28 protein-coding genes and 1 tRNA gene are annotated in these 25,028 nt (G+C 63.2%); 13 read left to right on the top strand and 16 right to left on the bottom strand.

Features of this window, described 5'->3' with window-relative positions; translation table 11 throughout:
* Positions 1–349: 349 nt before the first annotated feature.
* Positions 350–498 (bottom strand) — tRNA-Met (locus C453_RS15390).
* A 128-nt stretch (positions 499–626) separates the two neighbouring features.
* On the opposite strand from C453_RS15390, the gene C453_RS15385 reads away from it, so the two are divergent.
* A complete protein-coding gene (locus tag C453_RS15385) occupies positions 627–1,688 on the top strand; it encodes a DUF7115 domain-containing protein (protein WP_008325849.1) in 1,062 nt (353 codons plus the stop codon).
* 26 nt (positions 1,689–1,714) lie between these two features.
* Here the strand turns inward: C453_RS15385 and C453_RS15380 are convergent, their stop codons facing one another.
* Positions 1,715–2,086: a DUF5830 family protein gene (locus tag C453_RS15380; protein WP_008325848.1), complete on the bottom strand. Its 372-nt coding sequence runs from the start codon at positions 2,084–2,086 to the stop codon at positions 1,715–1,717.
* 90 nt (positions 2,087–2,176) lie between these two features.
* Between C453_RS15380 and C453_RS15375 the strand changes: the two genes are divergently transcribed.
* Positions 2,177–2,818 (top strand): TVP38/TMEM64 family protein, encoded by a 642-nt coding sequence (locus C453_RS15375; RefSeq protein WP_008325847.1) that lies wholly within the window; start codon positions 2,177–2,179, stop codon positions 2,816–2,818.
* Between the two features lie 6 nt (positions 2,819–2,824).
* Here the strand turns inward: C453_RS15375 and gpmI are convergent, their stop codons facing one another.
* A complete protein-coding gene (gpmI, locus tag C453_RS15370) occupies positions 2,825–4,408 on the bottom strand; it encodes a 2,3-bisphosphoglycerate-independent phosphoglycerate mutase (RefSeq protein WP_008325846.1) in 1,584 nt (527 codons plus the stop codon).
* Positions 4,409–4,532: 124 nt separating this feature from the next.
* Between gpmI and C453_RS15365 the strand changes: the two genes are divergently transcribed.
* On the top strand, positions 4,533–5,225 hold the full coding sequence (locus C453_RS15365; RefSeq protein ID WP_008325845.1) for a DUF1405 domain-containing protein: 693 nt from the start codon (positions 4,533–4,535) through the stop codon (positions 5,223–5,225).
* 65 nt (positions 5,226–5,290) lie between these two features.
* Positions 5,291–5,962, top strand: a complete 672-nt coding sequence (locus tag C453_RS15360; RefSeq protein WP_008325844.1) for an ArsR/SmtB family transcription factor — start codon at positions 5,291–5,293, stop codon at positions 5,960–5,962.
* Between the two features lie 12 nt (positions 5,963–5,974).
* Here C453_RS15360 and C453_RS15355 read toward each other — a convergent pair whose 3' ends face one another.
* Together C453_RS15355 and C453_RS15350 are read right to left on the bottom strand one after the other, a co-directional pair.
* Positions 5,975–6,475, bottom strand: coding sequence for a hypothetical protein (locus C453_RS15355; protein WP_008325843.1), 501 nt, complete (start codon positions 6,473–6,475; stop codon positions 5,975–5,977).
* Positions 6,476–6,595: 120 nt separating this feature from the next.
* Positions 6,596–6,799, bottom strand: a complete 204-nt coding sequence (locus C453_RS15350) for a PLDc N-terminal domain-containing protein (protein ID WP_008325842.1) — start codon at positions 6,797–6,799, stop codon at positions 6,596–6,598.
* A gap of 274 nt (positions 6,800–7,073) precedes the next feature.
* Here C453_RS15350 and gatD point away from each other — a divergent pair, with 274 nt between their 5' ends.
* Both gatD and C453_RS15340 read left to right on the top strand, forming a co-directional pair.
* The gene (gene gatD, locus C453_RS15345) at positions 7,074–8,321 is read left to right on the top strand and encodes a Glu-tRNA(Gln) amidotransferase subunit GatD (RefSeq protein WP_008325831.1); all 1,248 of its coding nucleotides are present in this window, start codon (positions 7,074–7,076) and stop codon (positions 8,319–8,321) included.
* A 4-nt stretch (positions 8,322–8,325) separates the two neighbouring features.
* On the top strand, positions 8,326–9,243 hold the full coding sequence (locus C453_RS15340) for a GNAT family N-acetyltransferase (protein WP_008325829.1): 918 nt from the start codon (positions 8,326–8,328) through the stop codon (positions 9,241–9,243).
* Between the two features lie 18 nt (positions 9,244–9,261).
* Here C453_RS15340 and C453_RS15335 read toward each other — a convergent pair whose 3' ends face one another.
* Both C453_RS15335 and carA read right to left on the bottom strand, forming a co-directional pair.
* Positions 9,262–10,284, bottom strand: a complete 1,023-nt coding sequence (locus tag C453_RS15335; protein ID WP_008325820.1) for a sensor histidine kinase — start codon at positions 10,282–10,284, stop codon at positions 9,262–9,264.
* Between the two features lie 151 nt (positions 10,285–10,435).
* On the bottom strand, positions 10,436–11,518 hold the full coding sequence (gene carA, locus C453_RS15330) for a glutamine-hydrolyzing carbamoyl-phosphate synthase small subunit (protein WP_008325819.1): 1,083 nt from the start codon (positions 11,516–11,518) through the stop codon (positions 10,436–10,438).
* 97 nt (positions 11,519–11,615) lie between these two features.
* Between carA and C453_RS15325 the strand changes: the two genes are divergently transcribed.
* The 4 genes from C453_RS15325 to C453_RS15310 all read left to right on the top strand — a co-directional run bounded on the left by C453_RS15325 (position 11,616) and on the right by C453_RS15310 (position 13,858).
* Positions 11,616–12,029: an Lrp/AsnC family transcriptional regulator gene (locus C453_RS15325; RefSeq protein WP_008325818.1), complete on the top strand. Its 414-nt coding sequence runs from the start codon at positions 11,616–11,618 to the stop codon at positions 12,027–12,029.
* A gap of 91 nt (positions 12,030–12,120) precedes the next feature.
* Positions 12,121–12,690: an NUDIX hydrolase gene (locus C453_RS15320; RefSeq protein ID WP_049907738.1), complete on the top strand. Its 570-nt coding sequence runs from the start codon at positions 12,121–12,123 to the stop codon at positions 12,688–12,690.
* Positions 12,677–13,096, top strand: a complete 420-nt coding sequence (locus tag C453_RS15315) for a desampylase (protein ID WP_008325804.1) — start codon at positions 12,677–12,679, stop codon at positions 13,094–13,096. The genes C453_RS15320 and C453_RS15315 overlap by 14 nt, the downstream gene beginning before the upstream one ends.
* A 63-nt stretch (positions 13,097–13,159) precedes the next feature.
* Entirely contained in the window at positions 13,160–13,858 is a 699-nt protein-coding gene (locus tag C453_RS15310; RefSeq protein WP_008325803.1) for an SDR family NAD(P)-dependent oxidoreductase, read from the top strand.
* A 51-nt stretch (positions 13,859–13,909) separates the two neighbouring features.
* Here the strand turns inward: C453_RS15310 and C453_RS15305 are convergent, their stop codons facing one another.
* From C453_RS15305 to C453_RS20845, 9 genes are all read right to left on the bottom strand, one after another.
* Positions 13,910–14,095 (bottom strand): hypothetical protein, encoded by a 186-nt coding sequence (locus C453_RS15305; protein ID WP_008325802.1) that lies wholly within the window; start codon positions 14,093–14,095, stop codon positions 13,910–13,912.
* Between the two features lie 44 nt (positions 14,096–14,139).
* Positions 14,140–15,417, bottom strand: a complete 1,278-nt coding sequence (gene kynU / locus C453_RS15300; protein WP_008325801.1) for a kynureninase — start codon at positions 15,415–15,417, stop codon at positions 14,140–14,142.
* A gap of 95 nt (positions 15,418–15,512) precedes the next feature.
* On the bottom strand, positions 15,513–16,538 hold the full coding sequence (locus tag C453_RS15295) for an AIR synthase family protein (protein WP_008325800.1): 1,026 nt from the start codon (positions 16,536–16,538) through the stop codon (positions 15,513–15,515).
* A gap of 320 nt (positions 16,539–16,858) precedes the next feature.
* Positions 16,859–17,809, bottom strand: a complete 951-nt coding sequence (locus C453_RS15290; RefSeq protein WP_008325799.1) for an alpha/beta fold hydrolase — start codon at positions 17,807–17,809, stop codon at positions 16,859–16,861.
* A gap of 153 nt (positions 17,810–17,962) precedes the next feature.
* The gene (locus C453_RS15285) at positions 17,963–20,188 is read right to left on the bottom strand and encodes an amino acid permease (RefSeq protein WP_008325798.1); all 2,226 of its coding nucleotides are present in this window, start codon (positions 20,186–20,188) and stop codon (positions 17,963–17,965) included.
* Complete coding sequence (locus C453_RS15280) at positions 20,185–20,658, bottom strand: universal stress protein (protein ID WP_049907786.1); 474 nt, start codon at positions 20,656–20,658, stop codon at positions 20,185–20,187. Before C453_RS15280 ends, C453_RS15285 begins: the two co-directional genes overlap by 4 nt.
* Positions 20,659–20,866: 208 nt before the next feature.
* Positions 20,867–21,265, bottom strand: coding sequence for a hypothetical protein (locus C453_RS15275; RefSeq protein WP_008325796.1), 399 nt, complete (start codon positions 21,263–21,265; stop codon positions 20,867–20,869).
* Positions 21,266–21,345: 80 nt separating this feature from the next.
* A complete protein-coding gene (locus C453_RS15270) occupies positions 21,346–22,350 on the bottom strand; it encodes a YeiH family protein (RefSeq protein WP_008325795.1) in 1,005 nt (334 codons plus the stop codon).
* Entirely contained in the window at positions 22,347–22,478 is a 132-nt protein-coding gene (locus tag C453_RS20845) for a hypothetical protein (protein ID WP_275039776.1), read from the bottom strand. Before C453_RS20845 ends, C453_RS15270 begins: the two co-directional genes overlap by 4 nt.
* A gap of 207 nt (positions 22,479–22,685) precedes the next feature.
* Between C453_RS20845 and C453_RS15265 the strand changes: the two genes are divergently transcribed.
* The 3 genes from C453_RS15265 to cmk all read left to right on the top strand — a co-directional run bounded on the left by C453_RS15265 (position 22,686) and on the right by cmk (position 25,027).
* Positions 22,686–23,312 carry an adenylate kinase gene (locus C453_RS15265; RefSeq protein ID WP_049907737.1) on the top strand — a complete coding sequence of 209 codons (627 nt, stop codon included), beginning with the start codon at positions 22,686–22,688 and terminating at the stop codon, positions 23,310–23,312.
* Positions 23,313–23,426: 114 nt separating this feature from the next.
* On the top strand, positions 23,427–24,344 hold the full coding sequence (locus tag C453_RS15260) for a DUF106 domain-containing protein (RefSeq protein WP_008325793.1): 918 nt from the start codon (positions 23,427–23,429) through the stop codon (positions 24,342–24,344).
* 104 nt (positions 24,345–24,448) lie between these two features.
* Positions 24,449–25,027 (top strand): (d)CMP kinase, encoded by a 579-nt coding sequence (cmk, locus tag C453_RS15255; protein ID WP_008325792.1) that lies wholly within the window; start codon positions 24,449–24,451, stop codon positions 25,025–25,027.
* The last annotated feature ends 1 nt before the right edge of the window (position 25,028 follow it).

Here is a 25,028-nt window from a genome sequence, read left to right as displayed (position 1 = left end):
AAGTGAGAGAGGCAATTGGCCAGAGAGCGTGTGCTCTAGGGAGTAGTCACGACGATTCGTCGTCGGTGCGTCCCCGTAATTCCAGGGTCGATAGCAGGGTCGCGGTGTTGCTTTCGTGCTCGTTTCCTAGCGGCACCAACGAGTGAATCACATTCCTTTGACGTTCGACGAACTCCGTGTCTCCAATTTTTCTTGAAGCGATCTGGTGGAGGCCTGCGTTGTTTGAGTCACCGGAGGATTCGAAGTTTCGAACCAGGGCTTCGCTGAATCGCTGCAGTGTCCAGGCTGGTGAAAATCAATAGACTGCGACGCGACTATCTAATCCAAGTGAGTATCTTCAGAAATGGTATGCCCGGGGTGGGCTCCGAACCCACGATCTCCGCATGTCCCAGGTGCGAGGCCGGCATGACCTCGCGAGGGGCGGAGGCTTCCAAGGCGTTCCGCACCGATTGTGAAACCCTATGAGTGCGGCGCTATGTCCAGCTAAGCCACCCGGGCTCAACTTCCCGTTGTGTGCTGGTTGTATTTAAGCTTCTCATCTTCGACGGCTTCGAGAGGAGTCACCACGGGACTCGATTGGCCGCATCACCCACGGATTTATGCCCTAACACTGGGTGACTCAACCCATGAGCCAACCGGAGATCGTCCAGTCCATCCTCGACGAGGAGACCGTGGTGTCTCGCGTCCACCTCGGGGGCGAGGACGAACTGTTTGTGACTCCGAACCGGACCCTCGTCTACCGTGCAGAGGGCCTGCTCTCGGACGAGTCCGTCGACGAATTTTCGCACGCCGCCGAGCGGGTGTCGGTGAAAGAAGGACGACGAAAAGCAAAGATATCGCTCGACTACGGCCTCGATGGGTCCGAAACGTTCGGCCTGTCGGCGAAGCGTCTCGACGAAGCACTGCAACCCATTCTTGAAGGCGTTCTCACGAGCGCGGGCGTCGTCGGCGACGACGAGCGCCTCGTCGAGGCGTTCCGATTCAGCGAACTCACGTTCGTGGTCACCGAAAAGCGCGTGGTCCGACACATCGGAAGCGCGGTGTGGGACGAAGACTACGAGACGTACCACTACGACGATGTCACAGACCTGACGTTCGAGTCGGGGAGCGTCGCCACGACGGTCGTTCTCACGGTCGATGGCCGCCAAGAGCGGTTCAAGACGCCGAACGAGGACGCACGCCTCGTCCGCGAGAAGCTTTCGAAGGCAATCTGTGACCACCACGGCGTCGGGAGTCTCGAAGAGTTCCGGGTCAAGATGGCCGAAGCACAACAGCAGGCGGAAGCAGAACCCGAACGTGACAACACCAACTTCGGAGAGGGTCCAGACCCATTGAGTGCCAATCCGGCGGAACTCTCCGAAGACCCGACGAACTCGACACGTGAAGAAGAACCCGCCGAAAGCGTCGAACGACAGCCAGTCGAGGCAACACCGACGACAGGTGGGCAAACAGAGACGGGGACAGAGACGGAGCCTGTCGAATCCACGAACGCTACAGTCGCAGACGCCGGGGACCTCGGGTTCGAGGGGTCTGGCTTCGAACCTGCCGACGAGGCAGTGTCGTCGGAGGAAGACATCGTCGCCGAGATTCAGTCACTCCGCGAAGTCGTCGAGACACAGGGCGAGCAGATTCGCTACCAGCAGGAACTCATCGAACAGCTCATCGAGGAATTGCGACGCGGCCGATAGAGACGGCGCACCGAATCTCCGCCGTTCTATTCTCTTCCGAGTACCTTTCTGATACACGACGACCCGAAGGGGCCGAGTTCGCCCGATTCGAACTGGACGAAGTGTCCCGTGGTTATCGACGCACCGCAGCGCCGACAGTCGAACTCACCTTCTTTTTGGACCACTTGGCTCTCGAAGCGCACGAACGTCCCACCGCGATTGTGACGGATTCGACCGCCTTCGCGGTCGATGATACCGCGCATCTCGGCCGTATCGAGGATATCGCGTGTGAGCGTCGGGTCAGTCGTCACCGTCTCGATGCGGTCGACGACCTCGGCGAGCGAGAGCTCGTCGGCTTCGAGGTGGGCGAGGAGTTCGAGCGCGAGTTCCACGAGCTCGTCGCGTGTCGGACCAGTCACGGTTCGACTCTGTCTCGGAGCGGTGCGGGCTAAAGCCCACCGAAGCACAAAGCGTTTGGTCGCCGCGAGCACATCCACGGTCGAGACCCCGTGCCTCGTACCCGCCTCGCTGCTGGACTCGCTTTCCTGTTCGTCCTCGCGGGCGCGCTCGCTGTCTCTCCAGAGACGGTCTTCAGCCACGTCGCGTGGCTGGCTGCCGACCCAGTTCGGCTCGTCGTCGCGGTGAGTGCACTCGCACTCGTCAGGCCCTTTGTCGCGTGGCCGACGACGCTTCTCGCACTCGTGGCTGGGTTCGGACTCGGTCCCACGGCGATTCCGCTCGCGCTTGCACTCATCGTCTTGACGAGTATCCCACCGTTCCTGTTCGCCCGTCACGTCGGTGGCGCGGGCAGACTCGCAGACGTCGGCGAGCAAACTGTCGCGGTGACTGGCTCGGTCCGCGGCGTGACTGCGAGCCGACTCCTTCCGATACCTTCGGACGTCGTCTCGGTGGCCGCGGGCGTGTCGAACGTCTCGCTCGGTGCGTTCGTCCTCGGGACTGCGGTTGGAGAACTCCCGTGGGCTGTCGCGGGCGTCGTCGCGGGCGCATCCGTCGAGACGCTCACGACCGAGTCGCTGCAGGCGGTGATTCAACCCGAGTTCGCTGCCCTCGCTGCGCTGGCGGGAGTGTCGCTTCTCGTCCCACCGGCGTACCGCCGTTACCGTGGCGGAGTGGGCGTCGACGGAGGATAAGCCGCGTTAGTCGAGCAGCGACTCGCCCGTCATCGCGGACGGTTGGTCGAGGCCGACCAGTTCGAGCAGTGTCGGTGCGATATCACACAGCGACCCGTCTTTTCGGACAGTTCGGCCGCCGGAAAGCGGACGGTCTGGGTCGGTGTCATCCTTCTCATCAGGGATGGTCGGCGATTCGGTCTCCTCTCCGTCGACTGCTTCGGGAACCAAGTAGACGAACGGGACTGGATTGAAGGTGTGCGCCGTGTGAGGGTCGTCTTCGGTCCCCATGTCGTCTGCGTTTCCGTGGTCGGCCGTGAGACAGGCGTGACCGCCGTGGCTGCGGACCGTCTCGACGAGTCGGCCGAGTTGCTCGTCCACCGCTTCGACCGCTTCGATAGCCGCCTCGTAGTCGCCTGTGTGGCCAACCATGTCTGGGTTCGCGTAGTTGAGAACCATCAGGTCGGGGTCTTCGGTCTCGATGAGGTCGATGGCCGTGTCGGTGAGTTCGGGTGCGGACATCTCCGGTTGGAGGTCGTAAGTCGGAACGTCCGGACTCTCGACGATGCGCCGAATCTCGCCGTCGAACTCGATTTCGCGGCCGCCGTTGAGGAAGTAGGTGACGTGCGGGTACTTCTCGGATTCGGCGAGGCGCAGTTGCGTCATCTCGGCTTCGGAGAGCACGTCGCCGATAGTGTCTTCTGGCTGCTCCGGTGGGAACGCGACGGGGAGGTCGAACGTCTTGTCGTACTGCGTCATCGTGGTCAGCAGCGTCTCCGGCGGCGTCGTCTCGACGGCCCACTCGGGTTCGATATCGGCGAGCATTCGGACGAGTTGGCGAGCGCGGTCCGCGCGGAAGTTGAAGAAGACGACTGCGTCGCCGTCGTCGAGTGCGGGCGCGTCGTCGACGAGCGTCGGTTCGACGAACTCGTCGGTGTCGCCGCGGTCGTACGAGTCCGTGACCGCATTGACGGCCGTTTCTGCGGTCCACCCGGCTTCGCGCTCGACGATGGCGTCGTAGGCGCGCTTGGTGCGCTCCCAGTTCTCGTCGCGGTCCATCGCGTAGTAGCGCCCGCTGACGGTCGCGACCTGTCCGGTGCCGTGTTCGGCCGCGACAGATTCGAGGGCCGAGAGATACTCCTCGCCGCCGTGTGGGCTGGTGTCGCGGCCGTCGGTGAAGGCGTGGGTGACGGCCTCGATGCCGCGGTCTGCAGCGAGTTCGATGAGCGAGTAAAGGTGCTCTTGGTCGGAGTGGACGCCCCCGTCGGAGACGAGCCCCATGAAGTGGATGCGGCCGTCGTTCTCCTCGGCGTAGTCGAACGCGCCCGTGAGCGCGTCGTTCTCGAAGAACGAGCCATCGTCGATGCTGTCGCCGATGCGCGTGTAGGCCTGTTTGACGACGCGACCGGCACCAATGTTGAGGTGGCCGACTTCGCTGTTGCCCATCTGCCCGTCCGGGAGGCCGACGCGACGTCCGTCGGTGACGAGCGTGCCGAAGGCTCCGGTGTCGCGATAGCGGTCGAAGTTTGGTGTGTTCGCTGCCTTGACGGCGTCTCGGCGGTCGTGGTCGCCGAGACCCCAACCGTCGAGGATGACGAGGGCTGCTTTCATTATCGGCCATTCAGTGTGCCCGGCTAATTGTCCTTCGCTCTCGGCAGTCACGAACAGTGGTGTGTGCGGGGTACTGGAAGCAAGCCCGACGGCCTTTTCTCCTGCCGCCTCCTCGATTTTGCCGATGCGCCGTCGTGACTTCGATTTCGACGAACGGGTCGACGAGTGGGTCGAGTACTACCTCGGAAACGGACCCAGTCTCGTCGTCTTTCTTGTCCTCACCGGGTCGGCGTTTCTCGTCGGCGTGAGCTTCTACGTCCACTCTGACCCGTCGCTTTCGGACCTTCCGACGTTTCTCTACCCGCTTTTCGGTGACTCACCGACCGCGCTCGCGCTGTTGACGCTCTCGGCTGCGACGTTGCTTCCGAACCTTGGGCGATCGGTTTCGGACGCGCCGGTCAACCGCCCACTCGCGTATCTCCACACGCTCGCGTTCGTTTGGCTCGTGAAGTACGGCATCTGGACGTTCGTCGCCCTCAACCTTCGACCAGACCTCTATGTTGGCTTCTCCGGAGCTGCGCTCTGGGACTACTGGGGCATCATGCTGACCCACCTTGGATTTCTCGTCGGCGCGTATCTCGTCCCGCGATACGGCGCAACGACGCGGGGCGCGCTCGCCTTTGCGCTCACGCTCGCGCTCGTCAACGACGTGTTCGACTACGGGTTCGGCTACTACCCGCCGCTGAAGTACGACGCTGGCCTCTTACTGGCTGGAATTACCGTTGCACTGTCGTTTGTCGCGGTGGCGCTTGCCGCCCGCGCGTTCGACCGCCTCGACCGGACACCAGACGGGAACACTGTTCCACAGAAACAGTAATCGCACGACTGCGGTCCATTGTCTATGAGAAGGGCTTTTGCCCGCCCACGGACTATGGTCGGATAATGGACTCCGCGGTACTGCTCGACTTACTCGGGAACGAAAACCGGCGACGAATCCTCCGGTTGCTCTCGCACAAACCGTGCTACGTCACCGAGATCAGCGAGTACCTCGGCGTCAGCCCGAAGGCGGTCATCGACCACCTTCGGAAGCTGGAAGACGCGGGGCTCATCGAGTCCCGGACCGACGACCAGCGCCGCAAGTACTTTCATATCTCTCGAAACCTCCGACTGGAGGTCAACGTCTCGCGCTACGGCTTCGGTGCCAAGAGCGCCTACCCACCGAGTCCGAGCCTCGACATGGCCGGGCGGTGCCCACACGTCTCACTCGAACTCGACAATAGCGATACGGACGACATCGCCGAACTCGCACGCGAACTCGGGAAGTTAGAGGACCTCGACAACGAACTCTCGCTCGCACAGCGCTGGGTGCAAGGAAAACAAACAGAGGTGTTAGACCGCATCAACGACCGCCTCGGCGTCGACGCAGACAGCCGGTTCTACGCGGAGATTCTCGCGGCACTGGCGAACGGGTCGAGCGCGACAGAGAGCGTCGCGCGCGACGTCAACGCCGACCCCGAAGCGGTCGACGCCGCACTCCGCCACCTCGCCGACAACGGCCTCGTCACCTACGACGGCGACAGGTGGGATATCGCGTCGTCGACAGCCGACCACTGACGACAGCTTTTTTCAGACGTCGCGGGTCAGCCCGTCGCGCAGGTCGCGCCCGAGATAGTGTCCGACGAGCCCTGCGAGCCCTCCGCTGAGTGCACCCACGCCCGCGATGGCGAGCCCATAGTCTGCGAGCAACTGCACCGCAAACGGCGCGAAGACCGAAGCCAGCGTCGAGAGGACGAACGCGAGCCCCGCAGCGATGGCACCGGCCAGTCCGATTTCGACGTACCGGCGTTTCGAGCCGACGAGTCCGAGCAGGAACCCGGCAGCGGCGATACCGACAAAGCGGCCGATGAAGCCGACGATGGGGATGGCACCGCCGACGACGAGGCCGCCGATGGAGAGCGCGAGCGCGAGCAGGAACGTCCGGGCAGAAAACAGGCCATCGAAGCGTCCTGTCTTCCCGCCGCCCGACTGTGTCGGCGGCGGCGACGACGACTCGTCCTCGCCGAGGTCGAGGTCCGAGAGGATGTCCTCGGCGGACCGCTCAGACTCGCGTTGGTCTGACCGTTGCATGTGTGTCAGGACGGCCGGGAGGCTGATGGCTCTTGTGCCGCGTGCGCTGTTCGTCAGAAACTAGCGTTACAATGTCTTTGCCACGGTGACCGTCACCGAGTCGTCGCGGTCGCAGTCCCGTCAGTTCCGGCCGAGAAGGATGTACAGGAGGATTCCAAGGATTGGGGCGAGAAAGACGACGATGGCCCAGAGGAACGCTGGGTGACCGCTGTTCCGCCGCGCGTCGCTGTACGTCCAAACGGCTAACCCAATCGTCACGAGGAAGAAGAGGAAGAACACCGCACCTGCGCCGCCGCCTGACTGGAGGAGTATGCTGGAGGGCATACTGTAGCCGACGACCCTTGGGACAAAATGATTTTTGGTTGCCATTTATGCACTTTCGTCGGAATGTGCCGTTGAGGAAAATCGCTCCAGCTACCGTACCGAAAGCGAGCGAAGCGAGCTTTTCGGCTCTTTTTGGTCCACTGTGAGACGCGCTGCGTCTCACGAGCCTCCGTTCGCTCACGCTCACGGAGACAGGTTTTTGCCGGAGGGATGGCGCTGCCATCCCTCCGGTAAAAAGGTGGGTTTGAAGTCTGACCCCGCGGTATCCCGCGATATGAACGCAGGGGACCTCGTCCGCGTCACCCGCGCGGGCGTCACGAACGAAGGCGTCCTGATGCCCTCTTCGACGGAGGAGTACCTCGTCGTCAAGCTCGACGGCGGGTACAACATCGGCATCGCGCGCGAGGACGCAGACGTCGACGTACTCGAAACCGACGTGTACGACATCGAAGACGCACAGACCGACAGCGACGGGACCTCCGAAATCGAGTTCGACGAGGACCTGCCGACCATCTCGCTTATTTCCACCGGCGGGACCATCGCCTCGACCGTCGACTACCGCACGGGTGCGGTGACCGCCCAGTTCGACGCCGAAGACGTGCTTCGGGCCGTCCCGGACCTCGCAGGGCGGGCGAACTACCGCGGCCGCGTCGTCGCCAACATCCTGTCTGAGAACATGACGACCGACGTGTGGTTCGACCTCGCGGAGGCCGTCGTCGAGGAAATCGAAGCCGGAGCCGACGGCGTCGTCATCATGCACGGGACCGACACGATGCAGTTCTCCGCGTCGGCGCTGGCGTTCATGCTCGATACGCCCGTTCCCATCGTGTTCACGGGAAGCCAGCGCTCGGCGGACCGCCCATCTTCAGACAACGTTATGAACGCGGTCTGCGCCGTCGAGGCCGCGAAGGGCGACGCAGCGGAGGTCATGATTTGCATGCACGCCTCCGAGTCCGACGACGCCTGTGCCCTCCACGAGGGGACGCGCGTCCGCAAGAACCACACCTCGCGCCGCGACGCCTTCCAGACCATCGGCGCGAAGCCACTCGGTGAGGTCGACTACGAGAGCGAGGAAATCACGTTCCGTCGTGGCTACACGCCGCGAGGCGAGACCGACCTCGCACTCCACGCCGACCTCGACGACGAGGTCGAACTCGTGAAGTTCACGCCCGGGATGGACATCGCCGCGCTGGACTACCTCGACGAGAAGTCCGGCCTCATCATCGAGGGGACGGGTCTCGGACACGTCCACACCGACTTCATCCCGCGTATCGAGGAACTCGTCGACGACGGCACTGTCGTCGCGATGACTTCGCAGTGTCTCGAAGGGCGCGTCTGCGACCGGGTTTACGACACGGGCCGCGACCTGCTCGATGCGGGCGTCGTCGAAGCCGGAGACACCCTGCCGGGAACGGCGAAAGTGAAGCTCATGTGGGCGCTTGCGAACCTCTCGGACCCCGCAGAGGCGATGGGCCGAGACCTCGCCGGGGAGTTGACACAGCGCTCCGTGCCGTGGGAGTGACCTGATGGAGATACGCCCCGCTCGACCCGAGGATTACGACGCGGTCGCAGCGTTCACCCGCGACACGTGGGCCGACCGCGACGGCTCGGACTATATCCCCGACATCTACCACGACTGGATTGCCCCTGACGACCCCACACAGGCGACCCTCCTCGTCGATATGGGCGACGAGACGCCCTCCGACGATATCGCCGCCATCGCCCAGATGGTCATGCTCTCGGAGTACGAGGCGTGGGCACAGGGGATGCGCGTCGCCCCCGACTACCGCGAGCAGGGGATTGCGACGACGCTCACCCACGCGCTGTTCGACTGGGCGCGCGAGCAGGGCGCACGTCGCGCTCGGAACATGATTCACTCGTGGAACATGCCCAGTCTCGCGAACGCCCGTCACGTCGGGTTCGAACCCGGTGTGGAGTTCCGGTGGGCGATGCCGGAACCGGACGCTGACGCCGGAAGCAGCGAGTTCGACTACCGCGTCGGCGACGATGCGGACGCGGCGTGGGCGCTCTGGACCGGCAGCGAGATGCGAACCGAACTCTCCGGGCTCGCACTCGACCCCGACGAGTCGTGGGCGCTCTCGGAGTTGACTCGCCAGCGACTTCACGATGCTGCGGCCGACGACCGTCTCTTCGTCGTCGCCGACGAGCGAGTCGCGGGTTTCACCCACCGAGTTCGAACCTACACTCGCGAACCCGAAGACGGGGCGGAAGTGACGTGGGCGGAGTACGCAGTCGCCGCGTGGACCGACGCGGACGCCTGCCGTGCCCTCATGGACGCGATTCGCCGCGACGCCGCGGCGGTCGGTGCCGACCGGACGCGAGTGCTCGTCCCGGAAGCACTCGAATGGCTCTCGGACGTTGCACTCGCCCGAAGCGACCTCGCAGACGAGCCGACGTTCGTGATGGAAGCGGACCTCACGTAGGCCGCACCGTCGACACGCTCAGGTCCACGTCACCCCGTCGATTTCGTATCTCGAACCGCCGAGTTCGGAGTCAGTGACTTCGAGCCCCCACCCGTGGAGGTCGGCAATGCGGGAGACGATTGCAGTGTCGACCATCTCGTAGTCGGCACCGAGAAGTTCGTCGTCGGAGAATTGAGCGCGCTCTTTGGCCGACATTTGCGGGCCGTCGTCGTCGATGAAGAACCCGTCGCTGGTCGTGCCGACGATGATTCGCGAGAGGGACGCGGCGGTCGCGCCCCGATGGCTGCTGTGGTTTAGAAGCAACTTACAGAACAACCCAAAGAGGTGAGCGTCGGCCATGAGATACCCGCGTCCGACGATTCGAAGCGACGCACCGGCGGGGTCGATATCCTCCCACGCGACTTCGATTGCCGACCGGAAGTCGACCGGTTGCGTGTCGACTCGTGCGGTATGGCTCGACAGCGCGACGCTCTGCTCGACGACGCTGTCCATACGCTTGAGGGCCTCGGCGAGCACCGCGGCGTCTGCACCATCGGTGGCGACCAGCCGACTAGCAGTCTCCATCGCCGACGAGAGCGGTTCACGAAGCTCCGCCGAGAGGAACCCGACGAGCATCGCGAGTTGACGATTCTTCCCGCTTATCTGCAACTCCATGAGGCGACGCTCGGTGATGTTCTGGTGGACGATGAGGGCGAACCGGCCGTGTCTGGGTGTGTCGAACGGCACCGCCTGCATCGTGAACCACCGAAACTCAGACGGCGAGTGACACGGGTACTCGACCGTAAAGAGGTCCTGTGTTCCCTGCAGGAGGTCCCGAATCCCGTCGGCGACGACGCCCGCGACTGCCTCGTCGTCACGGGCAGCGTCGCACGTGTCTAGATAGTTGACGCCAAGCGAGTCCGGCGATCCGACGTAGTCGTTCGCGCTGGCGAACGTTCGCCAGGCTCGATTCGTGTAGACGATGTCGCCGTGGCTATCGAGTATCGCGACTTCTGTCGGTAGTTCGTCGAACGCCAGTTCGAGAAACGACACCTCCTCCATGGCTAATAATGACTCCCAAGCATCTTTGGCCTTTCTGTGGGGTGACTGTCTGTCGTTCGAGGACAATCGGAAGGGATGCACAGCGACCAGTGTCGAGAAAGCGGGAGCTACACAGAGCTATCTACGTCGAAAAAAGAAAACGTCCGTTCGGTCAGTCCGAGGCGACGACGCGCCGCTTACGCCCGTTTCCCTCTGACTCCGTCATCGCGAGGACGTCGTCGAAGAAGTCGAGCGTGTCGTTCGGGCCGGGGTGGGCTTCGGGGTGGTACTGGCGCGTGATGACGTCCAGTTCCTCGCTCGCGAGGCCCTCTGCAGTGTCGTCGTTGACGTTGATTTGGGTGACGTCGAGGTGTTCACCTGGGTCAGCAACGGTGTAGCCGTGGTTCTGGGTGGTCATGACGACGCGACCCGTCTCGATGTCGCGGACGGGCTGGTTCACGCCGCGGTGTCCGAACGCCATCTTCTCGGTGGTGCCGCCGAGCGCGCTGGCGATAATCTGTTGGCCGAGACAGATGCCCGCCATCGGAACGTCGCCTGCGAAGTAATCGACGAGTTCGTGGGTCGGCTCGTAGTTTTCGGGGTCGCCGGGGCCGTTGGAGATGAACAGGATGTCGGTGTCGAGCGCGTCGACGTCTTCGGGCGACGCGTCGTACGGAAGGACGTGGACCGTCGCGCCGCGCTGGACGAGCGAGTCAACGATAGACTGCTTGGCACCGCAGTCGACGAGCGTGACGGTGGTGTCGCCGTCGCCCTCGTAGGTCACTGGCTCGGGCGTCGTGACCTGTGCGCCGATTTCGGTGTGGTCGCTCATACCCTTGCACTTGGCCAGTTCCTCTTTTGCGGCTTCGGGCGTCGCGTCGTCGCCGACCGCGATACCGACTTTCATCGCGCCCTCCTCGCGAATCGACGTGACGAGGTCGCGCGTGTCGAGGTGGTCGACCGCCGGGACGTCTTCCTCGGCGAGCCACTCGACGACTTCTTCGGTGAACTCACGGGCGACAGCGGCGCGCGGGTGAACCCGGTCGGATTCGAATCGCTCCGCTCGGACGCCGTAGTTCCCGATGAGAGGGTACGAGAAGGTGAGAACCTGTTCTTCGTAGGATGGGTCAGTCAAGCTCTCTTCGTACCCGGTGTATGCAGTCGTGAACACCAGTTCACCACGTGTACGTCCCGGAACGCGACCACGCGCTTCGACCACGCGGCCGTCTTCCAGGGCCAGATAGGCGTCCGACATTACGAGAAACGAACGGAACACGGGTGCATAAGTGTTGCTTTCGAAGCCGAGTTACGAAATTCGTAATCGGTAAGTCGCTGGGGTGGCCAGGAAAGATATGGACGAGTTGGATAGGCGAATCCTCGACATCCTCCGGCGGGACGCACGAACCCCGAACACGGAGATTGCGGCCGAAGTCGGAACGTCCGAAGGGACGGTCCGAAACCGTGTCGAGCGACTCGTCGAAGAAGGCGTCATCGAGCGATTCACGATCTCGACCCGGACGGGAAACCTGAAGGCGATGATAGAGGTGACCGTCGCGGTTGACGTCGACACTCACAGCGTCTCCGAGCGCATGGCCGACTGGAAGGACGTCGACTTCGTCTGGCAGGTCTCCGGTGAGGAGGATATCGTCCTCGTCGTCGACGCCGCCGACACCCGCGCCGTGAACGAACTCATCACGCGAGCGCGCGAGCACGACGACGTGAAGAGTACGAAGACGCGCCTCATTCTCGACGAACGGTTGGGCTGAGGAAACGGTTAGGCTGAGGACCGCACTCCACGCGCCGACCTCACCGCGTCGCATCGAAGCTTAGTTGTCCCCCGACTTCGACGAACGTGACATGAGCGACACACAGGCCTCTCAAGCGACTGAAATCCACAAGAACGCCGAACAGGACGTCATCGCCGTCGACTCCGACGACAACGCCGAGGGAACGGTCAACCGCCTCGACGCCCACACGGGCGATGGCATCCGCCACCGGGCCTTCACGTGTCTCGTGTTCAACGAAGAGGGGCAACTCCTTCTCGCCCAGCGTGCGCCGAACAAGCGTCTCTGGGACACCCACTGGGACGGCACCGTCGCCTCCCACCCCGTCGAGGGACAGACGCAGGAGGAAGCGACCGAAGAGCGCCTCGAAGAGGAACTCGGTATCACGCCCGACCAGTACTCCGACCTGCGCGTGACGGACAAGTTCGAGTACAAGCGCTACTACGGCAACTCCGGTCTCGAATGGGAAGTCTGCGCCGTGCTCAAGGTCACCCTCGAAGACACCTCGCTCGACCCCGACGAAGACGAGATTGCCGGCATGCTCTGGGTGGACTACGAGCACCTCAACGACCACCCCAAGTGGTACCGTCAACTGCGTCTCTGCCCGTGGTTCGAAATCGCGATGCGCCGTGACTTCGAGTAAGCTCTCGCTCGCCGCATCCGCCCGCGACGAGATTCGTTCGCACGCACGCGACGGGGCCGCCAGCGACCCTCCAGCAGAAGTCTGTGGCGTCCTCGTCGGCGACCGAACCACCACTACCATCTCCGCCTCACTCCCCATTTCGAACGTGGCCGACGAGCCACGCGTCGCCTACGAACTCGACCCCTCGGAGACGGTCGCCGCCTTCGACGAGGCCGAGGCTGCGGGTCACGAAGTCGTCGGATTCTATCACTCTCACCCAGAATCAGAGCCAGTCCCAAGCGCCGCCGACCGCGAGCAGGCGTCGTGGCCGGGGTACGTCTATCTCATCTGTACTCCTGACGGGCGACTCACCGCTCACGAGTGGACCGGCGACGAGTTCCGCGAACTCGATATCGACATCGACTGACTCCGGCTTTCCCGTTCGGTCGTTTTCGGTGAGAATAACCCGGGTGAGTGCTCACGGACTCGCATGGAACCCGACATCTACGACGACCTCGACGGACAGGTCGCCCTCGTCACGGGCGCGAATCGGGGGCTCGGCCGCCAAATCGCCGAAAACCTCCGCGACCTCGGTGCGACGGTCTACGCCGGGTCCCGAAGCGTCACGAACGAGACGCCCGAGGGGACAGAGCGCGTCCTCCTCGATGTGACCCAAGAAGGCGACATCAAGGACGTCGTCGATGGCATCTTCGCCGACCAGGGGAAACTCGACATCCTCGTCAACAACGCCGGTATCGGCGGGGATGAGGAAGACATCGTCGCCGAACCGACTGACAAAATCGACCGCACCCTCGGTGTCAACCTTCGCGGGCCGGTACTCATGTGCAAGCACGCCGTTCCGCTCCTCCTTCAGAGCGACGCGGGTCGCGTCGTCAACGTCTCGTCCGGACTCGGCGCGCTCGAAGAAGGCCAATCCGGTGGCTTCCCCTCGTACCGAATTTCGAAAACCGGCCTCAACGGCCTCACCGTCTACCTCGACGGCCAGTACGGTGAGGATGGACTCATCGCCAACTCGGTCTGTCCCGGGTGGGTCCGAACCGACATGGGCGGCGAGGAAGCCGACCGCCCCGTAGAGAAGGGTGCCGAGACACCGACGTGGCTTGCGAGATTCGAAGCGGGCAGCCCGTCGGGGAAATTCTGGCGGGATAAGGAAGTTATCGACTGGTAAACGGGCGAGTCCAAGACTCGGAACGCTGCTCTCCTCTTCTCTCGACGATAGCTACTGGACGAACGTCAGCCCGAACCAGACGACGACGAAGAAACCGAGCATGCCGAGAAGAGGTAATAAAACACCGGAGAAAATTGAATAGTTACTCAAGGTCATGTAGTAGGTCTGAACGATGAGAAGGAGCGAGATGAACATGAGCCACCGCTGTATCGACAGGAGTTGCGTCTCGGGGTCCATACGAACGTGTTCTGCTAACTTGTTATATTTCTGACTGCATCGAATTACGTCACCCCGCCGCTTTGCTTTGCAAACTCCTCGTACTCTCCTTCATCAAGCACCTCACGCAAGTGCTCGACCGCCTGAAACACGTCCTCGAAGCCGACGTAGGACGGAATCGGCGCGATGCGAATGACGTTCGGTTGGCGGAAGTCCACGACGACACCGCGCTCCTTGAGCGCGAGGCTGATGCGGTACGCTTCGGGGTGTTCGACCGCAACGTGGCCGCCGCGGGCCGCCGGGTCGCGCGGGGTGCCGACCTCGCAGTCGGGCAGTTTCTCGCCGACGAGGTCGATGAGGAAGTCGGTGAGCGCGAGGGACTTCTCGCGGAGCGCGGCCACGCCACCGGCGTCTTCGACGATATCCAGTGCGCCGTCGAGGGGCGCAGTCGAGAGAATCGGAATCGTCCCGGTTTGGAACGCGGCGGCGGAGTGTTCGGGGTCGTAGGTCAGCGCCATGTCGAACTGCGTCTCCTTGTCGTTGCCCCACCAGCCGGCGAGCGCGGGCGTCACGCCGAAATGCCGCTCGTTGACGTAGAGACCCGCAATCGCACCGGGACCGGCGTTGAGGTACTTGTAGTTACACCAGACGGCGAAATCGACGCCGATGTCCGAGAGGTCGTGGGGGACCGCGCCAACCGAGTGCGCGAGGTCGAATCCGGCCAGCGCGCCTGCGTCGTGGGCCGCCTCGGTGATAGCCTCGATGTCGAACAGTTGGCCACTCCGGTAGAGGACCGAGGGGAGAAACACCATCCCCACGTCGTCGTCGATGGCGTCGAGCACGTCTTCGGTGGCGATAGTTCGGCCGTCGCGGCTCTCGACGACTCGGAGGGCGTCGTCGGGGTCGCGGCCGTGCTGGCGGAGTTGCGCCCGAATCGCGTAGTGGTCGGTCGGGAAGTCGAGGTCGTCGACGACGATTTTCTCGCCGCGGTCGGGGTCGTAGAAGGTGCCGACGAGCGTGTGGATGTTGACCGTCGTGGAGTTCGCGACGACGACTTCCTCTGGGTTCGCGCCGACGAGCGGGGCGAGACGCGCGCCGAGTCGCTCGCCGTAGCTGTGCCAGTCGGGGTCGGCGTCGGTCCACCCGCGGATGGCGAGTTCGCGCCACTCGTCGACGACGTGTTCGAGGGTTGCTTCGGCGTCCTTCGAGAGCAAGCCGAGCGAGTTCCCGTCCATGTAGAGGTCGCCATCGGGGATGTAGAAGCGGTCGCGTAGGTCCGAAAGCGGGTCTGCCACGTCCATCTCACGAGCGTCTGCGATGGTGATTGGGTCGCCGTCACTCATACTCACTACTACGGCGTTTTCTGCGAAGTAGGTTCGCGAGCCATACGGCAAGGCATACTCCTCGGGGTGGATAGTTCGAGGACTCCTGTCGGTGGTTAGTCGTCGCGTCTGCCAGCCAGTCGGTCGTAGGCGTCCCACGCCGGGTCGACGTCGGGGTGTTCGACTCGCTCGCCATCGACGACGACACCATCGCCATCGACGACAGTTCCCGCGACACCGACTGGTGTCCCGCGCGAACTGAGTGCGGCGAGCACATCGTCGGTGACAGCCGGGTCCGTGGCGATGACGAGCGTTCCGGCAGTCGTCGAGTGCCACGGGTCGATGTCGAGGTAGTCACAGACGTCCCGGACGCCGGGTCTGAATGGAATGCTCGACGTGTCTATCTCCAGTTGCACGCCAGCACTGTTCGCAATCTCGTTGAGTGCGCCGTAGAGGCCGCCTTCGGTGGCGTCGTGCATGGCGTGGACGTTGCGACCACCAGCGGCCGAGACGGTCATGGCGTCGCGGACGGCGTCAGTCTCGTCTAGCCTGTCCTGTGCAGTGGCGAGGACCGCCGGGTCGAGGTCGTCGAACCCCTCCGGGAAGAGCGTCGTCAGGAGGCCAGTAGTCTCGACGCCCGGACCCTTGGTTACGAGCACGTCATCGCCGGGGCGGGCACCGTCGGGGCGAATCAGGTTGTCGTGGTCGCCGACTGCGAGGGCGGTCGCGCCGCCGACCCACGGGTACGAACAGCCCGAATAGCGGGCCGTGTGGCCGGTGACGATGCTCACACCAAGGTCGTCGGCCTCGTCGTGCATCGCGGTCCAGAGTTCGGCGAACTGGTCGTCTGTCATCTCCGGAGGGAGCGTAAAGGAGATGGCGAGATGTGATGGGTCGAGACCGGAGACGGCGACATCCGACAGGACGATGTCGAGTGCGAATCGACCTGCACGGTCGAAGCCGAGTTCCGGGAGGACAGAAAGTGGGTCGGTCGCGAGCGCGACGGCGGTGCCGTCGATATCGAGCACTCCGAAGTCGACGCCGTGTGTCGGGCCGAGCGTCACGTCGTCTCGGGAGGCACCGAGATGGGGGTAGATGTACTCGGTGAAGAAGTCGCGGTCGACCTTTCCGAGGTCGGTCATATTCGCGCTCAGCGGCGCGTGAGTAAGAACGTACTCATCCCATCTCTGAGTGGTAGGAAAGTGGGACGGTCCCCCGTCCCTGCTCATGAAGAAGGACGCGGCGCGGTACGAAGGGATACAAAACTCCCACCACCGGACTGCTCCCGCGTCATTGCTGTCTCTTGGCCGGTGATACAAGAACCTCGCTAAGTTCCCTCGGTGGACCTATATAGGGGAATCGAGGAACACCCAAACAGACCCTACTTTTGACTGACGATTTCGCTGTCGTTCACACGTGAGCCGCTTCGCAGTACACCCACAGAACCGAGACGATGCCCGACTTAGATTGGTCGGTGGCCGGCTTCGTCGGGCGTGTTGTTCGGTGTCCGCCACGCGTCGTCGAAGTGGTCGACCAGCGCCCGGGCGACCGCCACCGGTTCTTCGTGGTGGACCCAGTGTGTCGCATCGTCGAACGTCCTGAGGTGACTGTCGGCGCAGTACGTGAGGCTCTCTCTGGCCATCTTCTGGCGAAGGAATCGGTCGCGCTTCCCCCAGACGACGAGCGTGGGCGCATCGACCTGTGTCTCTCGTGGTTCTGGCCGACTGCGCACGACAGCACGATACCAGTTGACCATCGACCCGTAGGCGTCGGGGACAGCCCACGCCTTCCGGTAGTGTTCGAGGTCCGTCGGTGTGAATGTTCCCGGAAGTGCCGAATCCCGAAGTGTCCGTTCGAGGAGGGCATAGTCACCGAGTGGTGCGAGTAACTCTGGAACCTTTGGGAGTTGGAAGAACAGCACGTACCAACTCTTGAGCTGTTGTGCCGGGTCACGTCGCAGATGCCGTGCGAAGACGGTTGGGTGCGGGAGGTTCATCGCGGTGAGCGAGTGGACTCGGTCTGGGTGATGAAGCGCGGTCCACCACGCGACGGCACCGCCCCAGTCGTGGCCGACGATGTGGGCGCGTTCCTTGCCGAGCGCCCGAATAAGGCCGACGACGTCGCTCGCGAGTTCGTCGATGTGGTAGGCATCGACGGCTGCCGGGTGGTCGCTCAGGTTGTAGCCCCGTTGGTCGGGAACGACGACCCGGTATCCCGCCTGCGTCAACGGGCGGAGGTACTCGCTCCACGCGTACCAACACTCCGGGAAACCGTGGAGAAGGACGACCAAGTCACCGTCTTCAGGCCCTGCCTCGACGGCATACAGCGTCACGTCGCCGACATCGACGTACTTCCCCTCCGCCTCGACCGGGGCGTCCACCGTGTCGAACGTCAGACCCGATGTACTCGACATAGAGTTCGGTACGAGAGGGGTGATTATAGATGCCGTGGTGGGGGTGAACTCATATCAAATTAAACTGCGTTGGAAATTCGCTGCGTTAAACAAGCATCGAAAACGGCGAATCGCCGAAAACAGAAACTCGATTCGCAGTAGTGGGTGCGCGTCTCAGTCCGACCCAAAGAGCCGCTCGCGGAGGCTCCGCTTTCTGGATTGTTCGGCGAGGAGAACCGAACACTCGACGTCGTCGACGACGTTCAGCACCAGCGCCCCTCTGACGAGGCGTGAGAGCAAGCCGCGTTCGGTCGCACCGATGAACAGGAGCGAACAATCGGCCGCGTGCGACTCGATTGCCCGCTCGACATCGCCGGTCTCGACGACCAGTTTGGCATCGCCGAGGCCCCGCTCTTCGGCCCACTCGCGGAGGAAGGCTTCACCCTCCTGTTTGTCGTCGGCGACGTGCAGGAGCGTCACTTCAGAGTCGTAGAACTCCTGCATGACGTTGGCGACGGACGCCGAGAGGTCGGAGTCCGGGCCACCGGCGGTCGGGACGAGCACGCGAGATGGGTCGAAGCCGCGGTCTTTCAGGACCAACACGTCGTAGGACAGCGAGTGGGTCATCTCTTCGATGGCACTCTCTGCGCGGCCGGGCGCACCGTGACTGTCGGGACCCCAGCCCATCACCATGAGGTCGGCGTTGTAGGTCTCTGCGGCGTCGAACACCTCTTCGAACGACCGGTGTGAGAGGATGGTGTGTGTCTCGATTGGGACACCGAGTTCGTCGGCGTCGATGCGGGCCTGCTCGAGCAGTTCGTCCGCCTCTGCGAAGTCGAATTCTTCGCGGGCAGATTCGAGTGCCGTCTGGTCGGGAACTTGTTCGATGTGGACACCGACGAGCGTTCCGTTCCGCGCTTTCGCGACCGACCCGGCGAGTTTGATGAGGTCGGCCTCGCTCTCGGGATTGGCCAGCGGGACGATGACGCGGTAGCCACCGTCAGGTTGGACCGAGGTGGTCGCCGAGACGGCAGCGTCGGGAATCTGCTCCGACCGCGAGAGGATGTACTTCCCGAGGATGCCCTGCTTCGTCGCCTTGCCGCGGGCGTAGACCGCGTACCAAATCATGGCGAACACGACGAATCCAACCGCAAGCAGGACGATGGTGTTGGCGAAGAAGGCGATGAGCGCGAACGACGTAATCGCCCCAATGATTGGCGTGAACGGGTACAGCGGCACCCGGTAGTCCGGTTGGTAATCCTCGGGGTCGGACACGCGCATCACGATGAGCGAGACGTTGAGCAGGCCGTAGATAATCAGGTGGAGCACGCTCCCGGCGTTCGCGAGCGTTCCCACGTCGGCCAAGAGGATGAAAAGCAGGATGAACCCACCAGTGATTCCAATCGACCGGTACGGCGTTCCGAATCGGGGGTGAATCTCGTTGAGTTCCGACGAGACGATTTGGTCGCGCCCCATCGCGAAGTTGATGCGCGAGGACGCGAGGATGGAGGCGTTCGCGGACGACGCCGTGGCGAGGAGTCCTCCGAAGAGCATCGCCCCTGCACCAACCGGACCGATAAGGTGCCGAGCCACGTCGACGACTGCGGTCTCGTTTCCGGCCACGAGACTGTTGTCGACGGCGGCAAGCACCGTTACGAGGACGAGTGCGTAGACCGCGGTGACGATGATAACGCTCCCGAGCACGGCACGTGGCAGGTTCTTACCGGGGTTCTTGATTTCCTCGGCGACCGAGGTAATCTGGACGAATCCGAGGTAAGAGACGAAGACGAGGCCCGTGACGGGAAGCAGCGGGCTGATGCCCTTGTCCGGCGGGACGAACGGTCGAAGCTTGGCGAGGTCGGCGTTCAGCAGGCCGAACACGGTGAAGACGGCCAAGATTGCGAGGAGAATCAGAACAATCGCGTTCTGTAGTTTCCCGGTCTCTTTCGCGCCGACGTAGTTGATGAACACGAACAGTGCACCGCCAGCGAGTGCGACGATTTTGACACCGGAGATAGTTATCCCGGCGATAGACAGGCTCGGGACGGGAAGGAACGTGACGACGTACTGCCCGAAGCCAGTCATGTAGAACGCGGACGCGAACGCGAGGCCCATCCAGTTGCCCCAGCCAGCGACGCTCCCGAACAGTGGGCCGAGTGCGTGGTTGATGTAGTAGTACGCACCGCCGGATTTCGGCATCGCAGTCCCCAGTTCACTGGCGGAGGCAGCGGTGAAGATGGCAATGGTGCCACCGAGGACGAATGCACCGGCAGCGAGCGGCCCCGCCTCTTTGACTGCGGCACCGGGGAGAACGAAGATACCGGCACCAATCATCGTCCCGATACCAATCGTCAGCGCTGCGAGCGGGCCAAGGTCTTTTGCGAGTTCTTCGTCAGTCATGTTTCACCGTCTATCGTCTCGGAGTGGTCATCGCGCTGTGCTGGCAACACGACAACCGGGCGGTCGCTGTTGCGGACGAGTCGGTCCCGAACGTCACCGGAAAACAGGTCCCACCACGACCGGCCGCCGCGGGGCGTAAACACGATGGCTGTCGCGTCGATATCCTCGGCAGCATCGAGAATCGCGTCGCCGACGTCGGTTCCGAACCGAAGGTCGGTGTCGAGTTCGATGCCAGCCTCGGTGGCGACGCCGCGGGCGAGCGAGAAGATGTCCTCCGCGACCGTTTCGCGCTGCTCGACGCTGGCCTTGTCGGGGGCACCGCCAGCCTTCTCGATGACGTGGACGACGTACGCGTGGCCGCCTTCGGCCACGATACGGGGGGCTGCGGCAGCACAACTCGCCTCGGCGTCCGCCTCGTTCGCAAGCGGGAGAAGCGGACGCGAGAACAGGGACTCGACCTCGTCAGTCATGGTTTCGTGCACATTGATACGGGGTGTACAGTAGTCGATTCGACCCGGCGGAGCGGTGTTGTGCCGGGACAGCACGGCCCGGTCCACAACGTGACCGTCGGGAAGTCATACCGCTTTCTTGGGAGCCAACTGGTTTAGAAGTTCCCAAATCATGTCCGGAAATAGGTGATATTCGCCGCAGAAATATCACGTTCGTTTAGTTCGGTCGTCAAATAGCGACGACCCACGCACGATAGTCTTCCGCACGGCCGTATACCGCCTGAAACACCTCGTCGGCGAATCCAGCGAGTCGGTTCGCGTCCGAGCGCGCAGTGATGCGAACGTTGGTTCCTTCGGCCTCTTCGGGGCTCTCTAACTGGTCGATTCGGAACTCGGGAAACGACGAGAGTAGGTCTTTCAGCCGGTCGAGTTCCTCGTCGGTCACGTCCATGTTGAACGTCTTATCGGAGAACTGCACCCACGGGCCGGGAGCGTCCTCACCGTCGAGGTCAGGGTCGCGGTCCGCTTCGATAGTCAGGAAGGCGCTGCCGCGGTTTCGGTGCGCCACGACTGCGTCAGCGAAGAGTTTCCGGCGCTCGCGAGACGTGTCGGCCTCGAATCGGGTCATGAGCGGTCGTTTACTCCCTCGGTACAAAAACCGCCCGCGTCGTGTCGATTCTAGAGCGATTAGCGCGCCGTACCTGCCCTTCAGAAGATGGCGAGGACCAGCCCCAACGAGACGACACTCACTGCCACGAGATGTGCCGCGAGGACGACGACAGGTGCCACGCCAGTCTTGCGCATCGAATCGACCCGAACGCCGAGTCCCAACCCGACGAACGCGAGGGCGAACAGCGCGCCACTCGCCGAGTCGATTATCGACAGTGTCTCCGGGTCGAAGAGGCCGAGATTCGCGGCCGCAGCGACGAGACCGAATCCGACGAGAAACCGTGGGACGCCTTCTGCCGCCGAGGCGAGACTGTCCGTGCGCCCGCCCGCGTAGTGCACTGCGTACCAGAGCGCGACGACGCCGAGCATCGAGTTGCGCGCCAGTTTCGTCACGGTAGCCCACTGCCCGGCGACATCCGAATGGGCGAATCCGGCGGCAGTGACGGGGCCGGTGCTGAACATGCTCAGACCAGCCCAGATACCGAACTGCTGCCCGGACAGCGGAAGGAGGCTACCGAGGGCGGGAAAGATGGCGAGCGTGAGTGCGTCGAACAGGAGGACGGCAGCGACGACGTGCGTCAGCGACTCTCCGTCGGCGTCGATGGTCCCCGCGATGGTCGTCGCCGCGGAGACGCCACAGACACTCGCTCCCGCTGCGAGAAGCGACCCCATCTCGTCGGCGAGTCCGAACACGCGTCGTGAGATGAGTTCGACGAACGCGACGCTCGCGACGACAGTCGCGACGACAGCGCCGACGAGCATCGGCCCCGACGCGACGAGTTCGTCGATGGCGATTCGCGCACCGAGGAGGACGATTCCGGTTTCGAGGAGGAGCTTCCGTGTTCGGATTCCCGGCTGTGCGATGTCGGGGACACCAGCAGTATTTGCGACAAGTGCACCGAGTGCGACGCCGAGGAGGAGAGCGTTCACGCCCGGAACAGCGTCCGCGAGGAGAACGGAAGCGGTGGCGATGAGGACGAGAAGTGCGAATCCGGGAAGGAGGCGACGGACAGCGTCGAGCGGTCCCCGAGAATCCTCACTCACGGCCCAACAACGGAGAGGGCGCTCACCAGCACGACACCGAGTGTGGTCGCCTGCCACCCACGGTCGAGCGAGTGCCACCAGCCAATCAGCCGCGCGAAGGGACCAGTGTTGGACAGTAAGCCACGCATCAGTCGTGACAACGTGGTCGTTCCCGTTGAACGTGTCGCTCCACGTCAGAAAAACCAGCAAATAGTTCTTGTATCTGTGTCGTTCGGGTCTCGTCCTTCGTGACGCCCTCGATAGAGAGGGGACGAAAGCGGTACCATGGAGCACTTTCGTCGCAGAACTGGGCGCGTATCTTCAACACTATATGCTCTCGCCGGGTGGTGGACGATATGGGAAAGCGCATCCTCCTGCTCGGTGCCCCCGGCGCCGGGAAGGGCACGCAGTCGAAGCGACTCGCCGAGGAGTACGACGTCGAACACGTCACCACAGGTGACGCGCTCCGCGCGAACAAGGACATGGAGACGGAGTACGGGACGCCGCGGTCGTTCATGGAAAAGGGAGAACTCGTCCCCGACGCCGTCGTCAACGAAATCGTCAAGGCCGCTCTGGAGGACGCCGACGGCTACGTTCTCGACGGGTACCCGCGAAACCTCTCGCAGGCGGAGTACCTCACCGAGATTACGGACCTCAACGCTGTCGTCTACCTGAACGTCGCCGAAGACGAACTCGTCGAGCGTCTCACCGGCCGCCGCGTCTGTTCCGAGTGCGGCACCAACTTCCACGTGAAGTTCAATCAGCCCGAAGAAGCGGGCGTCTGCGACGAGTGCGGTGGCGAACTCATCCAGCGCGACGACGACACCGAAGAGACCGTCCGCGAGCGCCTGTCGGTCTTCGACGAGAACACGGCTCCCGTTATCGAACACTACCGCGACGAGGGCGTCCTCGTCGAGGTCGACGGCGAGCAGACGCCGGACGAGGTCTTCGAGGACGTCGCCGACATCGTCGACGACGCGTAAGCCTCCATTTCGTCTTTTTCGACGCTATCGTCCGTCTAGCGGCGAGTCTCACTTGTGCGCGCTCACGCCCACAGAGTAAAAGCTTGATAACGGCCGATTGCCAACGAGTCCGTAATGGCACGAATCGAATCGAAGGTGCGCGACCTCGTCGGCACAGACGCCGACATGCGCACCGCCGTCGAAGTCGTCCTCGAACGGGCGGACGGCGGCGAAGTCGAGTGGGCGGACGTCCGCGACGAACTCACGAGTGGTCAGTGGGGTCGTCTCATCGAGAAGGGAATCCTCGTCGACGGCGAGGAGGGTTTCCGACTCGCGGACCCCGAAGGTGCACGCGCCGGTCTCGAAGACGACGATTCTTCGACGAGTTCGTCGTCGACGTCGACGCCGTCTATCGACACCGGCGACTCCTCGTGGTCGAAGTACGACAAGGGCGCGGCCGTCGTGACCGTCGGCCTGTTCCTCGGCTACTCGGTCTCCGAAGTCCGAAACATCATCGGCGGCGCTATGGACCTCGCGCTCGGCCCGCTGGCCGAGATGCTCCCGTTCTACGCCGTCGTGATGGTGCTCGCGCTCGCAACTGGCCTCTACTCCACGCTCCTGCAGGCGAACCTGATGGACATGGAGAAGATGGGCAAGTACCAAGAGCGGATGAAGGACATCCAACGGCGGCAGAAGGACGCCAAGGAACGCGGTGACGACGCCGCACTGGAGAAGATCCAGGAAGAGCAGATGGAAGCCATGGGCGACCAGATGGGGATGTTCAAAGAGCAGTTCCGCCCGATGGTCTGGATTATGTTCCTCACCATTCCGGTGTTCCTCTGGATGTACTGGGCCATCGGCGTCGGCGGGAACGCAGAGCCGCACATCATCACCGAGAACATCGTGCTCCCGCTCGTCGGCTCCGTCGATTGGACGGCGGGCGTCCTCGGTCCCATGCAGGCGTGGATTGTCTGGTACTTCCTGTGTTCGATGGGCTTCACCCAGATTATCCGCAAGGCGCTCAACATCGACATGACGCCGTCGTCCGCCTGACGGACGCACTTTCTTCTCCTCTCCGCTCCGCTCGGGCGTGAGAAGCCCCCACAGGGGCCGTCGCCAACGATAACCTCTTTTAGGCGACCCACCCGAGCATGGATATGTTACTGACCGTCTCCGGTCCACCGGGCAGCGGAAAGAGTACGACCGCCGCCGCACTCGCCGAGGCGTTCGACCTCGAACACATCAGCGGTGGAGACATCTTTCGCGAACTCGCGGCCGAACACGACATGTCTGCGGTCGAGTTCAACAAACTCGCAGAAGAAGACGACCAAATCGACCGCGACCTGGACCGTCGCCTCCGCGACATCGCACTCGAACGCGACGACGTGTTGCTCGAATCGCGTCTCGCAGGCTGGTTAGCTGGCGACGCTGCCGACCTTCGGTTCTGGCTCGACGCTCCCGTCGACGTTCGCGCCGAGCGCATCGCCGACCGCGAGGACAAAGACGCAGATATCGCCCGCGAGGAGACTGTCACCCGCGAAGAGAGCGAGGCGCTTCGCTACGAGGAGTACTACGACATCGACATCACGGACCTCTCTATCTACGACGTGGCGCTCAACACGGCTCGCTGGGGTCCCGAAGAGGTGACGTCCATCTGTACCGCGGTCGTCGACTCGTACGACCCGGCAGCGGACGAAGGCAAGTATCCCGTCGAAGGCGTCCGCTACGACTTCTGAC

Origin of the sequence: Haloferax elongans ATCC BAA-1513 (genome assembly GCF_000336755.1) — an archaeon.
Taxonomy (GTDB): domain Archaea; phylum Halobacteriota; class Halobacteria; order Halobacteriales; family Haloferacaceae; genus Haloferax; species Haloferax elongans.
Note: the sequence above shows the minus strand (reverse complement) of the source record. Positions and strands in the feature narration are given on the sequence as shown.